At 45.4% G+C, this 20305-nt stretch carries 19 protein-coding genes; 5 read left to right on the top strand and 14 right to left on the bottom strand.

Annotated elements, in window-relative coordinates; genetic code table 11:
- Nucleotides 1-4 precede the first annotated feature (4 nt).
- The gene (locus K9J17_08415; protein ID MCF8276743.1) at nucleotides 5-847 is read right to left on the bottom strand and encodes an alpha/beta hydrolase; all 843 of its coding nucleotides are present in this window, start codon (nucleotides 845-847) and stop codon (nucleotides 5-7) included.
- Nucleotides 848-880: 33 nt separating this feature from the next.
- On the opposite strand from K9J17_08415, the gene K9J17_08410 reads away from it, so the two are divergent.
- Nucleotides 881-1435 (top strand): DUF922 domain-containing protein, encoded by a 555-nt coding sequence (locus K9J17_08410; protein ID MCF8276742.1) that lies wholly within the window; start codon nucleotides 881-883, stop codon nucleotides 1433-1435.
- Here the strand turns inward: K9J17_08410 and K9J17_08405 are convergent.
- From K9J17_08405 to K9J17_08395, 3 genes are all read right to left on the bottom strand, one after another.
- Nucleotides 1432-4872 carry a pyruvate carboxylase gene (locus K9J17_08405; GenBank protein MCF8276741.1) on the bottom strand — a complete coding sequence of 1147 codons (3441 nt, stop codon included), beginning with the start codon at nucleotides 4870-4872 and terminating at the stop codon, nucleotides 1432-1434. The genes K9J17_08410 and K9J17_08405 overlap by 4 nt on opposite strands.
- A 78-nt stretch (nucleotides 4873-4950) precedes the next feature.
- The gene (locus tag K9J17_08400; GenBank protein MCF8276740.1) at nucleotides 4951-5991 is read right to left on the bottom strand and encodes a glycosyl transferase; all 1041 of its coding nucleotides are present in this window, start codon (nucleotides 5989-5991) and stop codon (nucleotides 4951-4953) included.
- On the bottom strand, nucleotides 5988-6842 hold the full coding sequence (locus K9J17_08395) for a UDP-2,3-diacylglucosamine diphosphatase (GenBank protein ID MCF8276739.1): 855 nt from the start codon (nucleotides 6840-6842) through the stop codon (nucleotides 5988-5990). The genes K9J17_08400 and K9J17_08395 overlap by 4 nt, the downstream gene beginning before the upstream one ends.
- Nucleotides 6843-7178: 336 nt before the next feature.
- Here K9J17_08395 and K9J17_08390 point away from each other — a divergent pair, with 336 nt between their 5' ends.
- Nucleotides 7179-7721, top strand: a complete 543-nt coding sequence (locus tag K9J17_08390; GenBank protein ID MCF8276738.1) for a DUF255 domain-containing protein — start codon at nucleotides 7179-7181, stop codon at nucleotides 7719-7721.
- Here the strand turns inward: K9J17_08390 and K9J17_08385 are convergent.
- From K9J17_08385 to bioB, 5 genes are read right to left on the bottom strand one after another with little or no spacing between them, the layout of a single operon-like run.
- The gene (locus tag K9J17_08385) at nucleotides 7718-8152 is read right to left on the bottom strand and encodes a DUF1569 domain-containing protein (protein MCF8276737.1); all 435 of its coding nucleotides are present in this window, start codon (nucleotides 8150-8152) and stop codon (nucleotides 7718-7720) included. The genes K9J17_08390 and K9J17_08385 overlap by 4 nt on opposite strands.
- Nucleotides 8149-9426 (bottom strand): adenosylmethionine--8-amino-7-oxononanoate transaminase, encoded by a 1278-nt coding sequence (gene bioA, locus K9J17_08380; protein MCF8276736.1) that lies wholly within the window; start codon nucleotides 9424-9426, stop codon nucleotides 8149-8151. Before bioA ends, K9J17_08385 begins: the two co-directional genes overlap by 4 nt.
- Nucleotides 9423-10046: a dethiobiotin synthase gene (gene bioD, locus K9J17_08375; GenBank protein ID MCF8276735.1), complete on the bottom strand. Its 624-nt coding sequence runs from the start codon at nucleotides 10044-10046 to the stop codon at nucleotides 9423-9425. The genes bioA and bioD overlap by 4 nt, the downstream gene beginning before the upstream one ends.
- Nucleotides 10036-11166 carry an 8-amino-7-oxononanoate synthase gene (locus K9J17_08370; GenBank protein ID MCF8276734.1) on the bottom strand — a complete coding sequence of 377 codons (1131 nt, stop codon included), beginning with the start codon at nucleotides 11164-11166 and terminating at the stop codon, nucleotides 10036-10038. Before K9J17_08370 ends, bioD begins: the two co-directional genes overlap by 11 nt.
- Before the next feature lie 12 nt (nucleotides 11167-11178).
- A complete protein-coding gene (gene bioB, locus K9J17_08365; protein ID MCF8276733.1) occupies nucleotides 11179-12276 on the bottom strand; it encodes a biotin synthase BioB in 1098 nt (365 codons plus the stop codon).
- Between the two features lie 75 nt (nucleotides 12277-12351).
- On the opposite strand from bioB, the gene trmD reads away from it, so the two are divergent.
- Entirely contained in the window at nucleotides 12352-13032 is a 681-nt protein-coding gene (gene trmD, locus K9J17_08360; GenBank protein MCF8276732.1) for a tRNA (guanosine(37)-N1)-methyltransferase TrmD, read from the top strand.
- Between the two features lie 185 nt (nucleotides 13033-13217).
- Nucleotides 13218-13571, top strand: coding sequence for a 50S ribosomal protein L19 (gene rplS / locus K9J17_08355; GenBank protein MCF8276731.1), 354 nt, complete (start codon nucleotides 13218-13220; stop codon nucleotides 13569-13571).
- 117 nt (nucleotides 13572-13688) lie between these two features.
- Here rplS and K9J17_08350 read toward each other — a convergent pair whose 3' ends face one another.
- The 3 genes from K9J17_08350 to K9J17_08340 all read right to left on the bottom strand — a co-directional run bounded on the left by K9J17_08350 (nucleotide 13689) and on the right by K9J17_08340 (nucleotide 16926).
- Nucleotides 13689-15308 (bottom strand): M1 family metallopeptidase, encoded by a 1620-nt coding sequence (locus K9J17_08350; protein ID MCF8276730.1) that lies wholly within the window; start codon nucleotides 15306-15308, stop codon nucleotides 13689-13691.
- A gap of 74 nt (nucleotides 15309-15382) precedes the next feature.
- Complete coding sequence (rpmB, locus tag K9J17_08345; GenBank protein ID MCF8276729.1) at nucleotides 15383-15619, bottom strand: 50S ribosomal protein L28; 237 nt, start codon at nucleotides 15617-15619, stop codon at nucleotides 15383-15385.
- Between the two features lie 65 nt (nucleotides 15620-15684).
- Nucleotides 15685-16926 carry a competence/damage-inducible protein A gene (locus tag K9J17_08340; GenBank protein MCF8276728.1) on the bottom strand — a complete coding sequence of 414 codons (1242 nt, stop codon included), beginning with the start codon at nucleotides 16924-16926 and terminating at the stop codon, nucleotides 15685-15687.
- Between the two features lie 50 nt (nucleotides 16927-16976).
- Here K9J17_08340 and K9J17_08335 point away from each other — a divergent pair, with 50 nt between their 5' ends.
- Entirely contained in the window at nucleotides 16977-18746 is a 1770-nt protein-coding gene (locus tag K9J17_08335; GenBank protein ID MCF8276727.1) for a DUF885 domain-containing protein, read from the top strand.
- Here the strand turns inward: K9J17_08335 and K9J17_08330 are convergent.
- Together K9J17_08330 and K9J17_08325 are read right to left on the bottom strand one after the other, a co-directional pair.
- Nucleotides 18743-19198, bottom strand: a complete 456-nt coding sequence (locus K9J17_08330; GenBank protein ID MCF8276726.1) for a MarR family transcriptional regulator — start codon at nucleotides 19196-19198, stop codon at nucleotides 18743-18745. The two genes, K9J17_08335 and K9J17_08330, sit on opposite strands and share 4 nt — an antisense overlap.
- Nucleotides 19199-19281: 83 nt before the next feature.
- Nucleotides 19282-20283 carry a hypothetical protein gene (locus K9J17_08325; protein MCF8276725.1) on the bottom strand — a complete coding sequence of 334 codons (1002 nt, stop codon included), beginning with the start codon at nucleotides 20281-20283 and terminating at the stop codon, nucleotides 19282-19284.
- Between the last annotated feature and the right edge of the window lie 22 nt (nucleotides 20284-20305).

Here is a 20305-nt window from a genome sequence, read left to right as displayed (position 1 = left end):
ACTCCTACGAAATTGCTTTCAAATGCTTGATGGTTGCGGCAATAGCCGTTTGAGTGTCCACAGGCAATTCATCTTCCGTAAACGGATGCTTTCCTCCGAAAGTGTGATCGCCATTTTCAATCGCGAGTAGATCAGAATTGGGCGTCCAATCGTTGAGCTTCTGAGCATATTCAAAAGGAACGGTCTGATCATTTGTTCCATGAATGAAAAGCGATGGAACGTTGATATTCGCACAGCTTTGCTCCAGATCATAGCGTTCTTGCTGCGCAAAATAATCCTCTACAAACTGATAATACATCGGCATTTGCTGATTGGTGCGCGCATTCGGAATATAGATCACTCCATCGCGCATCCACACATCAAAATCAGCCTGTGTGCGTTTCGTATCACCGATCGAATTCCAAGTAACAAGCCCTTTTACGCGTTCGTCTTCGCTTGCTTTGATGATGGAAATTCCACCTCCGCGACTGTGTCCAAGAAGGAAAATCCGGTCGCGATCAAACTTCGATCCAGGAAACAGCGAACCATCGGAAATAGCGTTGATCACCTGCTCTGTATCGTGCAGTTCCTTGTGGTAGTTATTGTTGCCAAATGCTTCGAGATCAGCGAAATCCACTGGATTATCTACAGTTGTTCCATCATGCGTGAAATTGAAACTGACAAACGCGAAACCAGCTTTCGCTAATTCCTCGCCCACTTTCGCAAAATGTCCCCAATCCTTGAAACCTTTAAACCCGTGAACAAACACGATAACCGCTTGGTTTGAAATCTGATTATCAAAGCGGAGATCGACCAACATTGGCCGTTCTTCGGAGCCAGTGATCACGGATGTAATAAGTTGAACCATTTTCAGTTTAATCTGCGTACGAAGTTAAGGCCCATGAGACCAATATTGTTTTCATTTTTTCTACTGATTGGACTTGGAGAAAAGGTCGCAGGTCAGCAACACGAGTGCAAAGATTGCATTGAATGGACTGAAGGAAGCAGATTGAAGTGGTCTGACTTTAAGGGTTCGCCCAAAAAGCTTTCTCCGAATGAGGCGTTGACAGACAGCGGCATGTCTATTGAACTGAAATGCGATGGAAAATCCTCTGAAGCTGTGGTCAAATGCTTTTTCAACCCGCACAAAAGTTGGACGAAAGATCGGCAGTCTACTTATCTACTTCGTCACGAACAATTGCATTTCGACATTACGGAATTGTTTGTTCGGAAGCTGCGACAGCAATTAGCCAAATTCGGAGATGATTGCGAGAAATTGAATTCACACATTGAGGAATACTACCATCGGAATTACAAGGAATTCGTGGCGTATCAAGATGCTTATGATAGCGAAAGCAACCATAGCTTGAACAAGGAAAAACAGGCCTATTGGGAACAGAAAGTCGCCCGAGAATTGGATGCGTTGAGGCCATTTGCCTCTTACGCAAATAATTAACCAAGAACCAAAACCAAATCGTCTGACTCCACCAAGGTAGAATCGTCTAATGCGATTCGTTTGATTGTTCCTTCCGCAGTAGCCGTAACAGTTGTTTCCATCTTCATGGCTTCAATAATGAACAATGGCTGGTTCTTTTTGACCTTCTCCCCTTTCTTCACCAACACCTTACTCAATAAGCCTTGAAGTGGTGCTCCGATCTGCAATGGATCTTCCTTCGCAGCTTTTTCGTGCTCAATTTTGACGATGTTCAAGCTTTTGTCGAGAATTTCGATGTTTCTCGTCATACCATTAACGCGGAAGAAAAGCGTGCGCATACCATTGTCATCCGCAGGTCCGACAGAAAGCAGCTCGATGATGATGTTCTTTCCTTCACCGATCTCCACCAAAGTCTCATCGCGCAGCTTCATTCCGAAGAAGAAATTGCCTGTTGGAATCTTGCTTAGGTCGCCAAAAAGCTGTTTCTGCTTGTAGTAATTCTCAAAAACCTTCGGATACATGAGACAAGACAAGTAATCGGTGAACTTCAGCGTTGAATCATACTTCTTCTTGAATTCAGCAAAACCTTTGTCAAAATCAATTGGTTCCAGATGACTGTTCGGTCTATCCGTGAACGGTTCCACATCCTTCAAGATCATTTTCTGAATGTCCTTTGGAAATCCACCAACTGGCTGACCGAGATTTCCTTTGAAGAAATCGACCACACTTTCTGGAAACGAAATCGTGTCCCCTTTTTCGCGCACGTCTTGAATGGTTAAACCGTTGGAAACAAGATATAATGCCATATCGCCAACCACTTTTGACGAAGGCGTGACTTTCACCACATCACCAAAAAGTTCATTCACTTCTCCGTACATGAGTTTGATCTCCTCAAACTTGTCCGCCAAACCAAGTGCCACGGCCTGTGGCTTCAGATTGGAATACTGTCCACCAGGAATTTCGTGCTGAAAAACGCTGGCCGTGCTCGCCATCAAGCCACTTTCAAACGGATAATAGTAATCACGAACATTATCGAAATAGTTAGAGAATTCATTCAATCGATGAATATCAATCGGATTCTCGCGCTCGTGGAAACGCATCATTTCCACAATGGAATTGAAATTCGGCTGCGATGTCAATCCTGAGATGGAACCGAGCGCTACATCCACAACATCAACTCCAGCCTCAATTGCCTTCAAGTACGTGGCAGGTTGAAGTGAAGATGTATCGTGCGTGTGCAGATGAATTGGAATTTTCACGGTGTTTTTCAGCGCAGTGATAAGCTCCGTTGCGGCATAGGGTTTGAGCAATCCGGCCATGTCTTTGATGGCGAGAATGTGTGCTCCAGCGTTCTCAATGTCCTTGGCGAGTTGCAAGTAATATTCGAGCGTATACTTGCCCCTTGCAGGATTGAGAATATCGCCCGTGTAGCACATGGCGCCTTCGGCAATTCCTTCGGTGCGCGAACGCACATATTCGATGCAGGGACCGATGCCCTTCATCCAGTTCAGACTGTCGAAAATGCGGAAGATATCAACCCCGGTTTCCCACGATTTCTCCACGAATTTCTCGACCATATTGTCGGGATAAGCCTTGTATCCAACTCCGTTTGAACCACGGATCAACATCTGCAAAAGCGTGTTTGGAATGGCTTTTCGAAGTTCAGCCAAACGTTCCCACGGATCTTCGTGCAAGAAGCGCAACGCCACATCGAAGGTCGCTCCGCCCCAAACTTCGAAACTGAAAATCTCAGGATGGTTCTTCGCATAGCTTTCCGCCACACGCATCATATCATAGGTTCGCATTCGTGTTGCGAACAACGATTGATGCGCATCGCGCATGGTGGTATCGGTGTAATGAATCACTTTTTCCTTTCGCAGCCACTCGCTAAAACGCTCTGGACCAAGCTCGTTGAGTAGGTCTTTTGTTCCCTTCGGATATGCGCCAAATCGCTTATATTCGGGCACAATCGGCTTCAAAAGCACCTTCTTATCATCGGTAAACTTCACATCCGGATTTCCATTCACGGTGATTTCTCCCAAGAACTTCACAATCTTGGTGGCACGGTCGCGCGGCTTCACAAACTTGAAAAGCTCTGGATGATCAGGAATGAAATTGACAGTTGCCTCGCCTTTTATGAAAACAGGGTGATTGACAATATTCTCTACGAAACGAATATTCGTCTTAACGCCTCGGATTCGGTACTCCTGTAAGCAACGCGTCATCTTTCTGGCTGCGCCATCCAATGTTCTTGAGTGAGCACAGATCTTCACCAACAGCGAATCGAAGAACGGACTGATGCGAACACCAGAATAAACACTTCCTGGATCAAGTCGAATGCCGAAGCCTTCCGCTGGTCGATAAGTGTAAAGCGTGCCGTGATCGGGTTTGAAATCGTTCTCAGGATCTTCGGCCGTGATGCGACATTGAATGGCAAATCCATTTACAGAAATTGCTGATTGGTCTGGAATCGCAATCTCATCTTCGTACAATTTGTAGCCCATCGCAATGCGAATCTGAAGCTTCACAATGTCGATTCCTGTGACCATTTCGGTCACGGTATGCTCTACCTGGATTCGAGGATTTACTTCAATAAAGTAGATCTCACCTTTCGGATCAACGAGAAACTCCACCGTTCCAACGTTGTTGTATTTGACTGCTTTGGCAATCTTAATGGCGTACTCGAACAGCCGCTTGCGCACGCTTTGATTCAAACCCATTGCCGGGGCAACTTCCACTACTTTTTGGAATCTGCGCTGAACCGAGCAATCGCGTTCGTGAAGGTGAATCGTATTGCCTTCGTTATCTGCAACGATCTGAACCTCAATGTGCTTCGGATTTTCAATGAATTTCTCTAGGAAAACCGTGTCATCGCCAAAGGCTCTACCTGCTTCTCTTTTTGCTTCGCTGAATGCATTTTCAAGTTCATCTGCCTTTCGAATCACACGCATTCCGCGGCCTCCTCCACCAGAAGCGGCTTTCAGCATCAACGGAAATCCGATTCTTTCGGCTTCTGCCATGGCGATCTTCACATCGGTCAGCTCTTTCTCGCTACTTTCAATGATCGGTACATCGCAACTTTTGGCCACTTTTTTGGCTGCGACCTTGTCTCCCAATTGGGCCATAACTTCCGGCTCCGGACCGATAAAAACGATTCCGTTCTCACGGCATCTTCTTGCGAACTCCTCATTCTCTGAAAGGAAACCATAACCTGGATGAATCGCATCCACGTTCTTTTCCAAAGCGAGATTGATGATCTCTTCAATGTCGAGGTACGGTTTTAGCGGCTCCGTGTCTTTGCCTAATTGGTAACTCTCATCAGCCTTGTAACGGTGCAACGAGTAACGGTCTTCGAAGGTGTAAACCGCAACGGTTCGCAGTTTCAATTCAACACAGGCACGCAGAATACGAATGGCTATTTCGCCACGATTGGCAACAAGTACTTTTCTGATCTTCATTGGGTATGCTTAGACTGCCGAAAATACAGAATGCACTGAAGTAATGCCGGCTTTCAAGCCAATCGCGCTGATGAGTTATCAAGTAGCTGTCAACCCCGCCATCAAACGCTTTTCCCTTGGATTTGGCGCATCAAGAATCTCGTTTCGGAGAATCGTATTCACAATCTCTTCTGCATTGTCTGGATAATTCACGCGGATCGGATTTTCCTCGTTGAGCCACAAACGCAAACGGTCAAGCCATTTCTCCTTGAGTGATTTGATGCTCGGAATTCCCATCTGACTCAAAGCCAGCGCATTGCATTGCTGCTCAAACTGTTTTTTCATCGGTACGATACACAGTTTCTTACCGAGGAAAAGTGCTTCGGTGGTTGCTCCAAATCCAGCAGCACAGAGCAATCCTGCACAACTCGCAAGACTTTCGAGATACTGCGAATTATTGATCGGGCGAAGCCAAATGTTCCCTTCTGTCAGGTCTTCATTTCCATGTTTGGAAAAAACCTGCCATTCCACTTCAGGGAATTTCTTCAAGGCCTTGATGATGCGCTCATCGCTATGAGCTGGCAGATAAACGAGGTAATGTCCGTTGTTCGAAACCTTGAGTTCGCGCACTTCTTGCCGAACAATGGGCGTAAATATGCTCGGATTGTAGCGCTGAAAGTGAAATCCATAAGCCTGCGAAACAGGCGCGTAATTCTTCAGAATGAACTTACCAATGAGGTCATCGCTGTCGGCAACGGGCGCATCTTTAGTAAGAATAGCAGCCTGATTACTCAATCCGATACATCGTTTTTCGGCCAGAAAACACGCCCAAGATGAGACTGGCTCAAAATCAGAAATGACGAGGTCATAACTGGACACATCTAACGAATTCACTTCGCGCATAAATCGCCTGACGCGGTTGTTATTGTAGGTTTTCACGAAATCGACTCCACCTTTTTGCCCGAAAATGAAGCTCAATCCGTGAAAACGGTAGCGCACTTCGAACGGAAGCTTCAGTTCGCATTGGTTTCCACTTAGCAGCACATCCACTTGGCCGCGCTTCTGCAAATGCGGAATGATCTCCATCGAACGGCTCAGATGGCCGTTGCCCGTTCCTTGTATGGCGTAAAGTATTTTCATGCGCGTTTGAAGCTGAATTCCTCAATCAATCCGAATAGAATTTCCTGACTACTCAGCTCCATCGCCTGATCTGGTTCAAGTTTATAATCCTTTAATGCTGCGTCTTCTTCGTAGCGATAAAGCTTCCACTCACCCTCGTTGTATTCGAGCGATGTCAGATTCTCAATCCAATCTCCACTATTCATGTAAGTGATCTGCCCGTCTTCGCCCTTTATTGTTTTGATGATCGGTTTGTGAATGTGCCCGCAGATCACGTTATCGTAGCCATTCGAAATACCTATCAGCGCGGTTGTCGCTTCAAAATCATTCACGTGTTTAACCGCAGCCTTCACGCTATCCTTCACTCTTTTCGACAACGAAATCTTATCCTTTCCAAACCTTTGGAGCCATCGGTTTACGAAGCGATTGAAGAGAATCAGCAGGTCGTAACCCTGTCCACCCAATTTAGCTATCCACTTCGAATAACGCATACTTACATCGAATACATCGCCATGAAAAATCCATGATTTTTTACCGTCCAATTCCAACACAACCTTATTGTCGATGTAGAGATTTCCGATCTTCTGTCCACAGAATTTCCTCACAAATTCATCGTGATTACCAGGAATGTAATAGACCTGAACGCCCTTAGATAGCATGTTCATGATCTCTTTGATGACGCGGATATGATCTTTCGGAAAATAACTCTTACTGAATTGCCAGATGTCGATGATATCGCCATTCAATATCAGTTTTTCGGGTCGCACGCTTTTCAGGTAACGCACCAATTCTTCTGCGTGGCAGCCGTATGTGCCAAGGTGCGTATCGCTGATGATCACAGTTTCAACAGTTCGTCTCTCTTCAAATTTCATTACTTGTCTTTATGGTTGTGGGCATATCGTATTTCTTGGCAAAGCGGAATGCGCTGCGAATGATGGTGAATAAAAAAAGACGCGAAAGCGTCTTTAGTTTGAGATGGAACATGGTGGTTGATTTTATGACCGATGAACCTAAAATCTGAGGGGTCGTTTGTTCGGTCCTGTTTCGGCAGGAAGAGTGAAGATGCGGTGGAATGACTGCTCTCGTCTCTCGGACCATGAAGCCCTTGGTGTAGGTTTATACAAAGGAATAACCAACAGTCTTTCAGTGCGTTAAGCGCAGATTACGGTATGATTATGGTTAAGATCATCAAAACCTAACTTTGCGTCATGAAACTGTTTCAACTTACCTACCTGAGCTTATTCCTACTGTTCAATTCCGCTGTGCAAACTTTCGCACAAACGGCTGGAACGAAGGAAGGAATCAATTGGATCTCTATCGAGAAAGCAGACGAATTGAGAAGAACTGAACCACGGAAGATTCTGATTGACGTATACACGGATTGGTGCGGTTGGTGCAAGAAAATGGACGCTTCTACTTTCAGTGATCCGAAAGTTGTAGCATACATAAACGCGCACTATTACGCAGTGAAATTGGATGCTGAACAGCGTGAACCGATCACGATTGGAGGTAAAACGTACGAGTATGTGCCGAACGGAAGGCGCGGGTATCATGAGATTGCCAACGAATTGCTTCAAGGCAAAATGAGCTACCCGACAACGGTTTTCTTGGATGAAAGCATGAATATGATCCAACCTGTTTCTGGTTATTTGAATGTTGAAACCATCCAACCGATCTTGGAATACTTGGCCGAAAACGCCTACAAACGAACGCCTTGGGATGAGTGGTTGAAGAAGCGGAACGTGAATTAAACTCCGAACTGCCGCAAATGATGGTCGAGATGCTTGTAAATGATGAGCGACCAATCTTCTTTGGTCATATTTCCGAAAATCGGATGCGGAAAGAGCTCGGTCGCTTCCATGAATTCTGAAATGAGTGAAAGGAGTTTTTCGTGCTCAGTATCGAACAAAACATCCTCTTTAGCCAGCATTTCTGGAGCAGTGATCAAATTCTTGGGCCACGGGATGTAATAACCGAAGCTGATCTTAGTCAGCCATTGAATTGGTCGTAGAAACAATGGCTTAGTTGGAATTTGACCCAATGCCATTTCAATTTGCTTCCGGCAATGTTGCAACATCTGACTTTCAGTCATCGTACCCCACAATCGGGTTTCTGAGCCGTTTAACGCGTTTAAGCGGGTCAAAACATACTCGTAGTCACTTGGCTGAAGAAGTGTTCTCATAGCTTGAATTCACGAATTGCCTGATAAACCAAATTTAGCTCTTCTTCCGTGATACAATATGGCGGAATGATGTAGATTATATTTCCCAACGGACGGAGAATGATGCCGCGCTCCATGAAGAAATCATATAAACGGTCACGCAGGGAGTTGAAATAGCCCGTCTGAGCGCGTGTTTCATACTCAATGGCCAAAATCACACCTTTGTGACGAACGGCAGCCACACCGCTCAATTCTGCAGCTTCCATGGCGAATTCTGAGTGCTGTCGTTCAATCCGTCTGATATTTACCCATGTTTCGTCCTTTTCCATCAGGTCAAGGCTGGCGCATCCTGCAGCACAAGCCAACGGATTAGCTGTGTAGGAATGGCCGTGTAGAAAGGTTTTCATCTTCCCTGCTTCATCATCTGACCAGAATGAATTATGCATTTCGTCCGTGCAGACGGTAACGCCCATAGGAAGAAAACCACCCGTGATGCCTTTGCTCAGTGCAATCAGGTCTGGTTTCTGTTCACATTGATCCATCGCAAATAGGGTTCCTGTGCGCCCAAAACCCGTCATCACCTCATCTGCAATAATGATAATTCCCTTGTCTCGACACATGGAAATCATCTTATCTAAAACCTCAGGAGAATAGACCTGCATCCCAGCCGTTCCTTGCACTAACGGTTCACAAATAAAAGAAGCAACTTCTTCTTTTTCAATTATTTGAGACAATCTATCTAAACACTCACTTTCCTTTCCCGCAGCCGGTGTTGGAATGAATTCAACCTCAAACAAAAACGGGTCGAAGGGTTTGGAAAACACACCCCTTCCCCCTACTGCCATGGCTCCGAAAGTATCTCCGTGATAGGCATTTTCCAATGCAATCACCTTCCTCCTTGGTTTCCCTTGATTGAACCAATATTGGAAGGACATTTTCAGCGCCACCTCAACTGCTGTGGAGCCATTATCGGAATAGAAAACTTTAGTGAATTGATTAGGCATTTTCTCTAAGAGGCGTGCTGCCAATTCAACTGCCGGCTCATGAGTAAAGCCAGCAAACATCACATGTTCCAGTTTCATTACCTGGTCCGCCACTCGCTTCGCGATGTACGGATTGCAATGTCCGTGCAGATTAACCCACCAGCTGGAAATTGCATCCAAGTAACGTTTTCCATCCGCATCGATCAACCATACTCCTTCTCCACGCACGATCGGCACATTGACCGTATCCGTATTCACAGCTGTGAACGGATGCCAAACAGCATTGCGGTCGTTTTCTCTCCAATCACTCATGCCATCAATGCTTTTATGCTTGATTTCAATCGCTGTGCTTCCGTGCCAATCGTTTCTGAACTAAATTCCTCCAATTCATTTATCCGAATAAACGGAATATCTATCTGCGTTGCGAAATAGCTTTCTGTGCTTTCGTGCGCTTTTCCACTGATGATTAATGCAACCACGTTCAAACCTGCTTCTTTCAGCGCTTTCCAACTCAGCATGGTGTGATTGATACTTCCCAAATAATGACGCGTCACGAGCACAACGGGCAAACTCAATTTGACCATCAAATCAACATAGGTTTCCGTTGAACTTAGTGGAACCATCACACCTCCAGCACCTTCAACTACAATCAGATTGTCCGATTGAGGCAGCTCGATTTCATCAATCCTGAGTTCAATTCCTTCCAATTCAGCCGCTGCGTGTGGCGACATAGGCGCTTGCAGTCGATACGCTTCAGGAAGTGTTTTCAGCCCAGTTAATCGTGCAATATTAATGCTGTCTGAATTATCCAAGTCACCGCACTGAACAGGTTTCCAGTAATCCGCTTCCAATGCTTTGGTGATGATAGCCGCTGCAACGGTCTTTCCAACATCGGTCCCGATACCTGTTATGAACAAGCCTTTACTTGACATTTCCAATGGCATTTTGAAGCGATGCAATCAACCCTTTCACCTCTGCTTCGGTATTGAATTCATGCAAGCAAATACGGATGCGCTCGGTGCCTTTCGGGACCGTTGGAGAGACGATCGGACGCACATCAAAACCATCATTTTGCATGGCTGCCGCAACTGCCCGAACCTCCGCATTTCCTGGAACAATGACACCCAAAATAGGGCTTTCACCTCCAATCTGCTGAACGCTTGACACATCTTTCATTGATTGATTAAATAACGTAATCAAATGACTGATATTCAAATTACTATAATCATTAACTGACAGCATGTCATACACGCATTTCACAGCTAAAAGCGAGTGATTTGAGGTAAATGTTGAGAAGATGAGCGACCGCGCATGATTGATTAAAAACTGCCGGAGATTGTCGTTGCAAAGCACCGTTGCTCCATGGCATCCGAGCGCTTTAGAAAAGGTCACCAAACGGGCGTAAACTTCATGCTCCAGACCCAATTCCGAAACCCTGCCTCTGCCCTCTCCAAACAGTCCAACCGCATGCGCTTCATCAACGATCAATGCCGAATCAAATTCCTTGCAGACATCTGCCAGTTCTTCCAATGGAGCGAGGTCGCCATCCATGCTATAAACGCTTTCCACAGCAACCATGGTCGCACCATCCAATTCAGACAGAACCGACCGTAGACTTTCCGCATCGTTGTGCTCGAACGGTTTCAATTCGGCTCGCGACAAACGCATACCGTCATGCACCGAAGCATGTATCAACTCATCATAAACGATATACTTGGCAATTCTGCCGAGCGAAGAATACAGCCCGACATTGGCATCATAACCCGAATTGAAAATGAGCGCGGTTTCCGCATGATGGAAATCAGCAATCTGCCTTTCCACTTCCTCAGCCAGCTTCGAATTACCCGTCAGCAAGCGCGAACCCGTTGAACCAACCCCTGTTTCAGAAAACTGCTTTTCTGCTTCAGAAATGCGTCTTTTCAGCTCTTGGCTGCGCGCAAATCCAAGATAATCGTTCGAAGTGAAATCAACCTGACCTTCAACCGTTTTGAGGCTACGGAACGTGCCCTGCTCTTTGCGTTGTGCGAGTTTGGCCGCAACTAGTCCGTCCAACTGCTCCACAGTTTATGCGCTTGGGGTTTTCGCCTTATTCGCAGCCGCTACGTTCTTTTCAATCGTATGCCCAGGTCGAGACCACTTGATCTTCTCAGCGTTCTCAGGGCGCGTCTTGTACGCTTCCTCGTCCACCTGCGGCTTGTCACCTTTCTTATAAGGAGCTTTTGGCGTCAATCCCAAGGCATTGAACAAAGCCATATCCCGATTAAACTCAGGGTTTGGCGTAGTAAGTAGTTTATCTCCCGCAAAAATGGAACCTGCACCGGCCAAGAAGCACAGCGCCTGACCTTCATCTGTCATTTGTGTTCTTCCCGCAGACAAACGAACCGTAGTGTCTGGCAACACTATCCGCGTCACAGCAATCATCCGAACCATATCCCAAATAGGAACGATTTCCTGCTCGCCCAAAGGTGTTCCTTCCACCGGAACAAGTCCATTGATCGGCACACTTTCAGGATGCGGATTCAGGCACGAAAGCGTCAGTAGCATGCCGCAGCGGTCTTCAGGGCTTTCGCCCATTCCGATAATTCCGCCCGAACAAACCGTCAGTTTAGCCTTACGCACGTTGCTCAAGGTCTCCAATCTGTCTTCGTATCCACGTGTGGAAATCACTTCCTTGTAATACTCTTCCGAACTATCAACGTTGTGATTGTATGCATACAGACCAGCGGCCGCCAAGCGTTTCGCCTGGTTTTCGGTCACCATTCCCAGCGTGCAGCACACTTCCATATCCATGTCGTACACCGTCTTCACCATGTCCAACACCTGATCAAACTCATCGTTGTCCTTCACATTCCGCCACGCAGCGCCCATGCACAACCGCGATGAACCACCGTCCTTCGCATCCTGAGCCGCCTTCCGAACCTGCTCCACGCTCATCAGATCATTCTTCTCAATATCCGTGTGGTAGCGGGCCGCCTGCGGACAATACGAACAATCCTCTGGGCAACCACCTGTCTTTATCGAAAGCAACGTGCTCACTTGCACCTCCTTCGGGTCGTTGTGCTCGCGGTGCACTTTAGCCGCTTCATATATCAAATCAATCAGCGGACGGTTATAGATCTCCAATATCTCGTCCTTCGTCCAATTGTGTCTGATGTCGCTCATAATTCAGAATTTGAAACAAATGTAGAACACGATTTTTTCTTGTAGGATTTTGTGTTGATTAGTTTTGCACACCAAATGCGTTTCGACATCATCACCATACATCCCGAACTGCTTTCGGGACCATTCAGCCACAGCATTCTCAAACGTGCTCAGGATAAAAGCTTGGTAGAAATTGAATTCCACGACCTACGTGAATACACGTTGGATAAGCACAAAAAAGTGGATGATTACCAATTTGGTGGCGGTGCTGGCATGGTCATGACCATTGAACCAATTGACCGTTGCATTTCCGCACTCAAACAACAACGCGATTACGATGAGGTAATCTACATGACACCCGATGGTGAGCAATTCGACCAGCCAATGGCCAATCGCTTGTCCTCAAAAGGCAACATGATCATCCTTTGCGGCCACTACAAAGGCATTGACGAGCGCGTTCGCGAACATTTCATCACCAAAGAAATCTCCATTGGCGATTACGTCCTCACGGGTGGCGAATTGGCCGCGGCTGTGGTCTGCGATGCCATCATTCGGCTCATTCCGGGCGTTATCTCAGACGAAACCTCTGCCCTTTTCGACAGCCATCAGGATGGAATGCTTGCGCCACCGGTTTACACTCGTCCAGCAGAATACAAAGGTTGGAAAGTGCCAGATGTGCTCATTTCGGGAAACGACAAACTGGTGGATGATTGGCGGCACGAACAGGCTTTGAAGCGAACGCAAGAACGAAGACCGGGTTATTTGGATGAAAGTTGATAGCGTTGATAAGTGATAAAGTTTGCGGAGTTTGCATTCCATGAATCGCTAACCTTGAACTTTAATTCTACGAACAAACCGCTATTAAAAATTCCTACGATTTTTCTTCAAGCAAACGACTTGCATCTAGAAACTAATTATTTACATTTGCGCTCCCAAATTTTGGGACAGATATTAAAGAAAGCATGGACGCAATACTTAACCACGTACGAGATACCTACAGCAAAAAGCTGGATGCACCAGCATTCAAAGCTGGCGATACTATCACTGTTGAATACCTTATCCGTGAGGGTGAAAAGACCCGTCCGCAACGTTTTCAGGGTGTGATCATCCAAAAAAGCGGTTCAGGAGCTACTGCAACTTTCACCATCCGCAAGATTTCTGGAGGTGTTGGTGTTGAGCGTATCTTCTCAATGAGCAATCCTAACCTTACGTCTATCACTGTTAACAAGCACGGTGTGGTTCGTAGAGCGAAAATATTCTACCTAAGAGACCTTACTGGCAAGAAAGCCCGTATTAAGGAAAAGAGAATGAAATAAGCCTTAGAGCTCTAATCATAAAAAATCCCCATCGAAATTCGGTGGGGATTTTTTTTTGCTCTAGCTTCTCTACAGGATAGCAAAAGAATTGCTACTCTGACTACGAGCTGTGGTTCGTTATTTTTTCAAATACAGCATCAGGTCGTCTCGGAATTTGAGATTCTTGAATTCCTTTTTTGACATTGGAACTGAAGTCCATTCCTCGTTGGTCACCAACAAACGCTTTTGCGCAAGATCAGAAGAGATCTCATAAATAACGGGCATTCGGAATCCTTTCGCTTCCGCCTTCCACCGCAATTCGAGTTTGTTTTTATCCCAACGGGATTCCAACACAGGTACTTCAGCAAATTTCAGGTATTGATCAAAAAATGGTGAGTAATCGTAATGCGTGCGCTGATTGACATAAGCGATGATCGCTTCTCCGTCAATCGTCTGATACGCGAAGTCCTCTGCAATTCCCTTTAGAATGGTACGAAACAGCGAATCATTATTCAGCACATTTCGGAACGTATGTATCATCCAAGAGCCTTTGTAATACATGTCTCCTCCATTTCCCTCATGGTTCATTCCGTAAATCCCGTAAATCGGAGTTCGATTATTGATGAAATTACGCTGGTAGATCAAGTAATCCAACATCTTATCGTAGCCGTATTTACACTCCACAAATACAGCTTCTGAATACGTGCAGAAGCTTTCATGTATCCACATATCGGCTGCATCCTTCATGCTCACACTATTACCCCACCATTCGTGCCCCGTTTCGTGAATAATGATGTAATCGAAATCCATATCGGCCGGAAAACGGCCTAAATAACCGGGCATGAAGCGATTTCCGTAAGCAATGGCCCCTTGATGTTCCATTCCCAAATAAGAAGTCTCTACAAGCGCATAACCATCTTTGAAAAAAGGATACGCTCCAAACGCCTGCTCAAAGCAATTCATCATCTCGGAAACTTGATTGAACTGAACTTTTGCTTGCTCGAGATGCTCTGGCAATACATAATAATCAAGCTTCAGTTTTTCTCCATTCACACTTTGATACTCATCTGCGAAATGCGCATAATCAGCAATATTCAAGGTGACATCATAATTGTTGATCGGATAACTGACCTTCCATTGCCACACAGCCGCTTCTGATTTCTCAATAGTTTCCTCCAGTTCTCCATTTGCGACACACATCAATCCTTTTGGAACTTCGCAGCTGATGCGCATGCTATCTGGCTCGTCCGACAAATGATCCTTATTTGGCCACCAAAGACTTGCCCCTGTTCCTTCGCAAGCCACGCCAACCCACGGATTGCCAGCGGCATCCTGTTTCCAGACAAAACCTCCGTCCCACGGGGCATTTTTTGCAGCAATCGGCTCTCCATGATAGTAGACCGAAACAACTCCGTTTCCACCCGTTTTCATTTTAGAAGGAAACGACACGAAAACAGCATTGAACATTCTATTGAACTTCAATTTTTGACTCTTATAAACAATGCTATCAATCAGCATATTTTCAAATAGATCAATCTGAAGACTATCAAAATCAGCTTCATTCTTAAAATGAATATGATTGACACCGCTAATGGTACGTGCCTCAACATCGACCTTAAGTTGTAGGTCATAATAGGTCACATCATAACAGGAACGGATGGACGAAAGCGTACCTCGCAAAGTATCAGCCAAGGTGAATTCCTGTGCCTGAGCAAAGTTGCTTAGGATGAGAAGAAGTACTATAGAAACGTGTCGCATGGACTTAAAGGAAATAAAAACGCTGCCATCAGTATAAACCTGATGGCAGCGTTAGCATAATTTATGATTGAGTCCTATTTCAGAAAGCCTTTAGCACGTGCATCTTTAATAGCTGCCTCAGTACCTTTTTTGGTAATGTTTCTAAGACCAGATGCAGACACTTTCAATGTGATCCACTCTCCAGTTTCAGGCAAGAAAAATTTCTTTTTGAATAGGTTTGGAAGAAACGTACGTTTTGTTCTTCGTTTAGAGTGAGAAACGTTATTTCCCACCATTACCTTTTTTCCTGTTATATCGCAAACCTTAGACATGGCTCTTTCTACTTAGTGTGTTCTTAATTTCGGGGTGCAAATGTAAATATTTTATTTTCAAAACATCAACTTCTTTCAAGTTCCTTTCTAAGCATGTTCAAAGCGGTGTTGGCGCTTATCTCAATATTGCGCTCTCTGTTCTGCCCAAATAGGAATTTCTTAGCCTTGGTTCCATTCGGACCACTTACTGCAATCCAAACTGTTCCCACTGGTTTTTCGTCCGTTCCACCATTTGGCCCGGCAATTCCAGAGGTGGCAATCGCATAATCCGTATTCATTTTCACCCTCACTCCTTCTGCCATTTGCGACACGACCTGTTCGCTAACCGCTCCAAACTGGATGAGATGCTGCTCCGAAACGCCCAACGCGTCCATTTTCACTTCGTTTGCATACGAAACAATTGAACCAATGAAATAGTCTGAAGAGCCTGAAATGGATGTGAGCCTGTGAGCAATTAGTCCACCCGTACAACTCTCTGCCGTGCTTACTGTTTTTCCTTTCTCGCGAAGCTGATTTCCAACAACTGATTCAATCGTGTCATTATCGAAACCATAAACCAGTTCGGGAATCAGTCGAATTAACTTATCTACTTCCTCTTGAAGCTTTTGGGCCAAACTCTTTTCGTCCAAACCATACGCTGATAACCGCAAGCGAACTCTTCCGGGAGAAGGTAAGTAAGCCAATTTTATTTCCGCTGGAAGTGCATCTTCCCAATCTGAGATCCGTTCGGAAAGCCAGCTTTCGCCCATTCCCATTGTAAGCACGGTTTTGTGCAGAATGGTTGGCAAATTGAATTTCTCCTTGATTCGCGGAAGCACGTGATCCTGCATTAGGCCTTTCATTTCGTAAGGCACGCCAGGAAGACTCACGAATACCGTATTGTTTCCCTCGAACCACATCCCGGGCGCTGTGCCCTGATTGTTCTGAAGCGGTTCGCAAGCGGACGGCAGTTCAGCCTGAAGCCTGTTCAGTTCACTCATTTCTCTACCAAAACGAGCAAATAACCTTGCGATGTGATCAGCTATTTCGGGATAAAAGGTAAATCCGCAATTGAAATACTTAGCCAGTGCTTTCTTGGTCACATCATCCTTGGTTGGTCCTAACCCACCTGTGATCAGCACAATATCGTTTCGTTTTTCAGCATCGGCCAAAGCAGATATTATGGCATCCATACCATCACTGATAGTGACGATGCGTTCGACCTTTGCACCAATATCATTGAGTTTCTGCGCCATCCAAGCAGAATTCGTGTCTACGATCTGCCCGATCAGAATCTCGTCTCCAATTGTAATTATCTCAACCTTCATCGTTCCGCAAAGAAACCACATTCGGCTTGCAATTGTTTACTTTGAGGTAGATGCGAAAAAGCCTGACCATATCACTGATAATTGTGACCGTTGCCGTGTTGGTCTTTGGTGTTTGGTTTGCGAAACTCATTTGGTTCAGACCCTTAAGCATTGATCATTTTTTTGAACGTGCTTACATCGATTTTCTGTGGAATGACCCTGAGGCACTTACTCAAACAGGCGTTTTGGATCCTTTCGGTTTTCAAGGATATCGAAGCGAACTGACATTTATTTCTCCAGCGGCAACGAGAAACTTAGCCGAGGTCGGTCGCGCTAACCTTGAGATTTTGGAAGAATACGATCGCAATAAACTTGAACCAGCACAAATGGTTTCGTATGATGTGCTGCATTGGTTCTTAGAAACAGGCGTAGAGGCTGAGCCTTTTCTGTTTCACGATTACCCGATCACGCACATTTCGGGAGCGCATATTGAACTCCCGCAGTTCATGAACAGTCTTCCGCTTAATTCTAAGAACGAAATTGAGAATTACTTGAGCCGACTGGAAAAAGTGGACGAGAAGTTCGGTTCGGTGATTGACGCCTTGAGCGAAAGACAGAAACTTGGATTTGTGCCGCCAACCCACATTCTGCAAAAGTCTATTGCGTTCTGCGACAACTTTTATGAAACGCCTGTTAGCGAGAATCCGCTATTCGTTTCGTTTGAAAAGAAATTGAATTCGATTGAGTTACTGGAACCGAACATGCGCTTGAGTTACTTGGAGCGATGCGCCAAGACCATTCAGGAAGTTGTTATTCCTTCTTATAAGCGATTGTCAGGTTATTTGCTTCAGCTTGAGCACCATTCGCTGGCCATTGCTGGCGTGTGGCAATTGCCCAATGGCGATGCTTACTACCGCTCGTGCCTACTTCAGCAGACCACATTACCGCTCGACCCTGATAGCCTTTACCAATTGGGAAGAATGGAAATGGAACGGCTAAAATCTTTGCTTAAGAAGATGGAGGTTTTTGCTACTGGCTCAAATGCCGAATATTTTCAAACAGATTCCTTTGGTCGATTGGAGGCCATCCAATATTTCAAAAAAGCATCTGACGACATAAAACCACTGCTTCCATCCTACTTCAATAAACTCCCATCAACTGAATTAGAGGTTCTGGAACTTCCGGAATACCGATCAAATAACTCCACGTTCGCATTATATATTTCGCCACGAGGTGAACCTTTGAGTCCTGGTAAGATGTATGTAAACACGTGGAAAGCGAATAATCTGACCAAGCATTTGGCAAAAACTTACGCTTATCACGAGGGAATTCCCGGTCATCACTTGCAAAAAGGAATTCAGGCAGATTTAAAGGACATTCCAACTTTCAGGCGATTTGTACCATTCACTGCTTATTCGGAAGGTTGGGCCATGTATGCCGAACAACTTGGACATGAAATGACCGGCACGTTGATGGTGTGGGACAAAATTGGACAGGTTCAATCGGAATTGTTCCGAACGGCACGTATGATGACCGACATCGGCATTCATCACAAAAAATGGCTTCGCGAACAGGCCATCGATTTTATGGTGGAGAATGCCGGAATTTCCGAATCAGAAGCCGCGGATGAAGTGGACCGTTATATTGTTTGGCCCGGACAAGGCTGTGCATACAAAGTGGGGCTGATGAAGTTTTTGGAGCTTCGCGAACGTGCCGAATCCCGAATTCCTGCATTCGACATTAAAGAATTCCATGATGTTCTGATCGGTCAAGGCGCTATGCCATTGCAGATTTTGGAGCAACGAGTGGATGAATACATCAGCTCGAAAAACGGTAACTAACCGCGAAGTCTATCGAGAATTGAATTGAGGGATTTCGCCTCATCTTCGCTTATCTCCCCAAGCTTGTCCGTGTTGAACGATTCCATCTCCACGTCAATCTTCTCCAATATTTTCAAGCCTTCTTTAGTGATGAAAACATCCACCAATCGTTTATCGGCTGGGCATACAGTTCTATCCAACAGCCCCTTTTTGAACAGGCGATCCACGATTCTTGATGCATCAGACATCTTATCGAGCATTCGACTTCTGATATCAGACGTGCTGAGTGGTTTTGGGCTACTACCACGCAAAATCCGTAGCACATTATACTGTTGGTTGGTAAGGTCGTAGGGCCTGAGGATGTCGTTGAGCATGCCGCGCAGCCATCCATCAGTGAACATGATATTCACCATCGCCTTGTGTCGTTCGCTCTTAAAGCCTTTTTCCTGTTTTATATCCTGCTCTAAACTCATTATCTGTAAGGTCTGCATGCGTCTCAGACAACCCAAATATAAGATCAATGTTCAGATCTGAATTCAATGAAGCCGATGGCCCACTAATTATTCAGTGGAATCTCCAGTATGCAGGGGTTGAATATCTGCGAAACGTAGAGCTTTCCATTATAAACCAACCCAGTGGAAGCAGCACTCATAACCGTTCCTTGATCCAAATAAAGCGTTTCCAACGCATTCGTATGAAGGTCGATGGAATAGACAGCGCAAGGCGAAGGTTCATCGCCATCTTTTACGTGTTTCAGGAATTTTAGAAAATCCAAGTGTGCCGTGGTCACGAGTTTATCTCCGTAAAAAGTGATGTTATCATTTCCCTTCATCGAAGGAATCTGAATCTTATCCGAATACGTTCCATCCTCTTTCATGAGGTAAGAAACAACGGTAGATTCCTGCGCTCCAGTGATGAAAATGCGGCCGTTCCGTACGCCTACTCCATTCGCGTAGCGCAATTTATCTCCAACCTGTTGCCATTTTTCTCCATCAAAATGAATGACGAAACTGTGCTTTAGCGCCATCAGTTTTTCCCACTTACTGTTGATCTTTCCACTATCAATAGAGACGAAAATCCCGCCTTTGAAATCGGTGCAGACATCATTCGGTGATATCATCAATGGATCGGTCAGTTGTTGTTTGAAAACGACCTTGTCATCTTTCAACTCAAAAACCAATATGCTCTGTCGCCCAGCAGGAGGAAATGCTTCTGCGTTCTTCTCGTGATTTACGCAGTAAAGGGTTTTAACTCCATTTACTAAGGCAATATCAATTCCGTGAGGACGTAATGCAATACTTTCTGGCAGTCCTTCAATTGGCAATTTCACCAACTTTCCTGTGCTGATGTTGTAGTCGTAAAATCCGTTTCGGCTATAATCGCTTGTTCTTCTTTCCGAACAGGAAGCGATGATACGCTCACTGTTTCCGATGGTATCCAACGCAATATCCTCTGGTCCAGGACCTGTTTCAATGCGTTTGTAATCGCCAGTAAACGTTCCATAATCTGCACAGGATGCAAGAGAAAGGAGAATGAGAAGAAACGGGTAACGGTTCAAGATTTAGGGAGATATTAAATGA

The organism is Flavobacteriales bacterium, assembly GCA_021739695.1.
Lineage (GTDB): Bacteria > Bacteroidota > Bacteroidia > UBA10329 > UBA10329 > UBA10329.
This window is presented reverse-complemented; position numbering and strand designations above follow the sequence as displayed.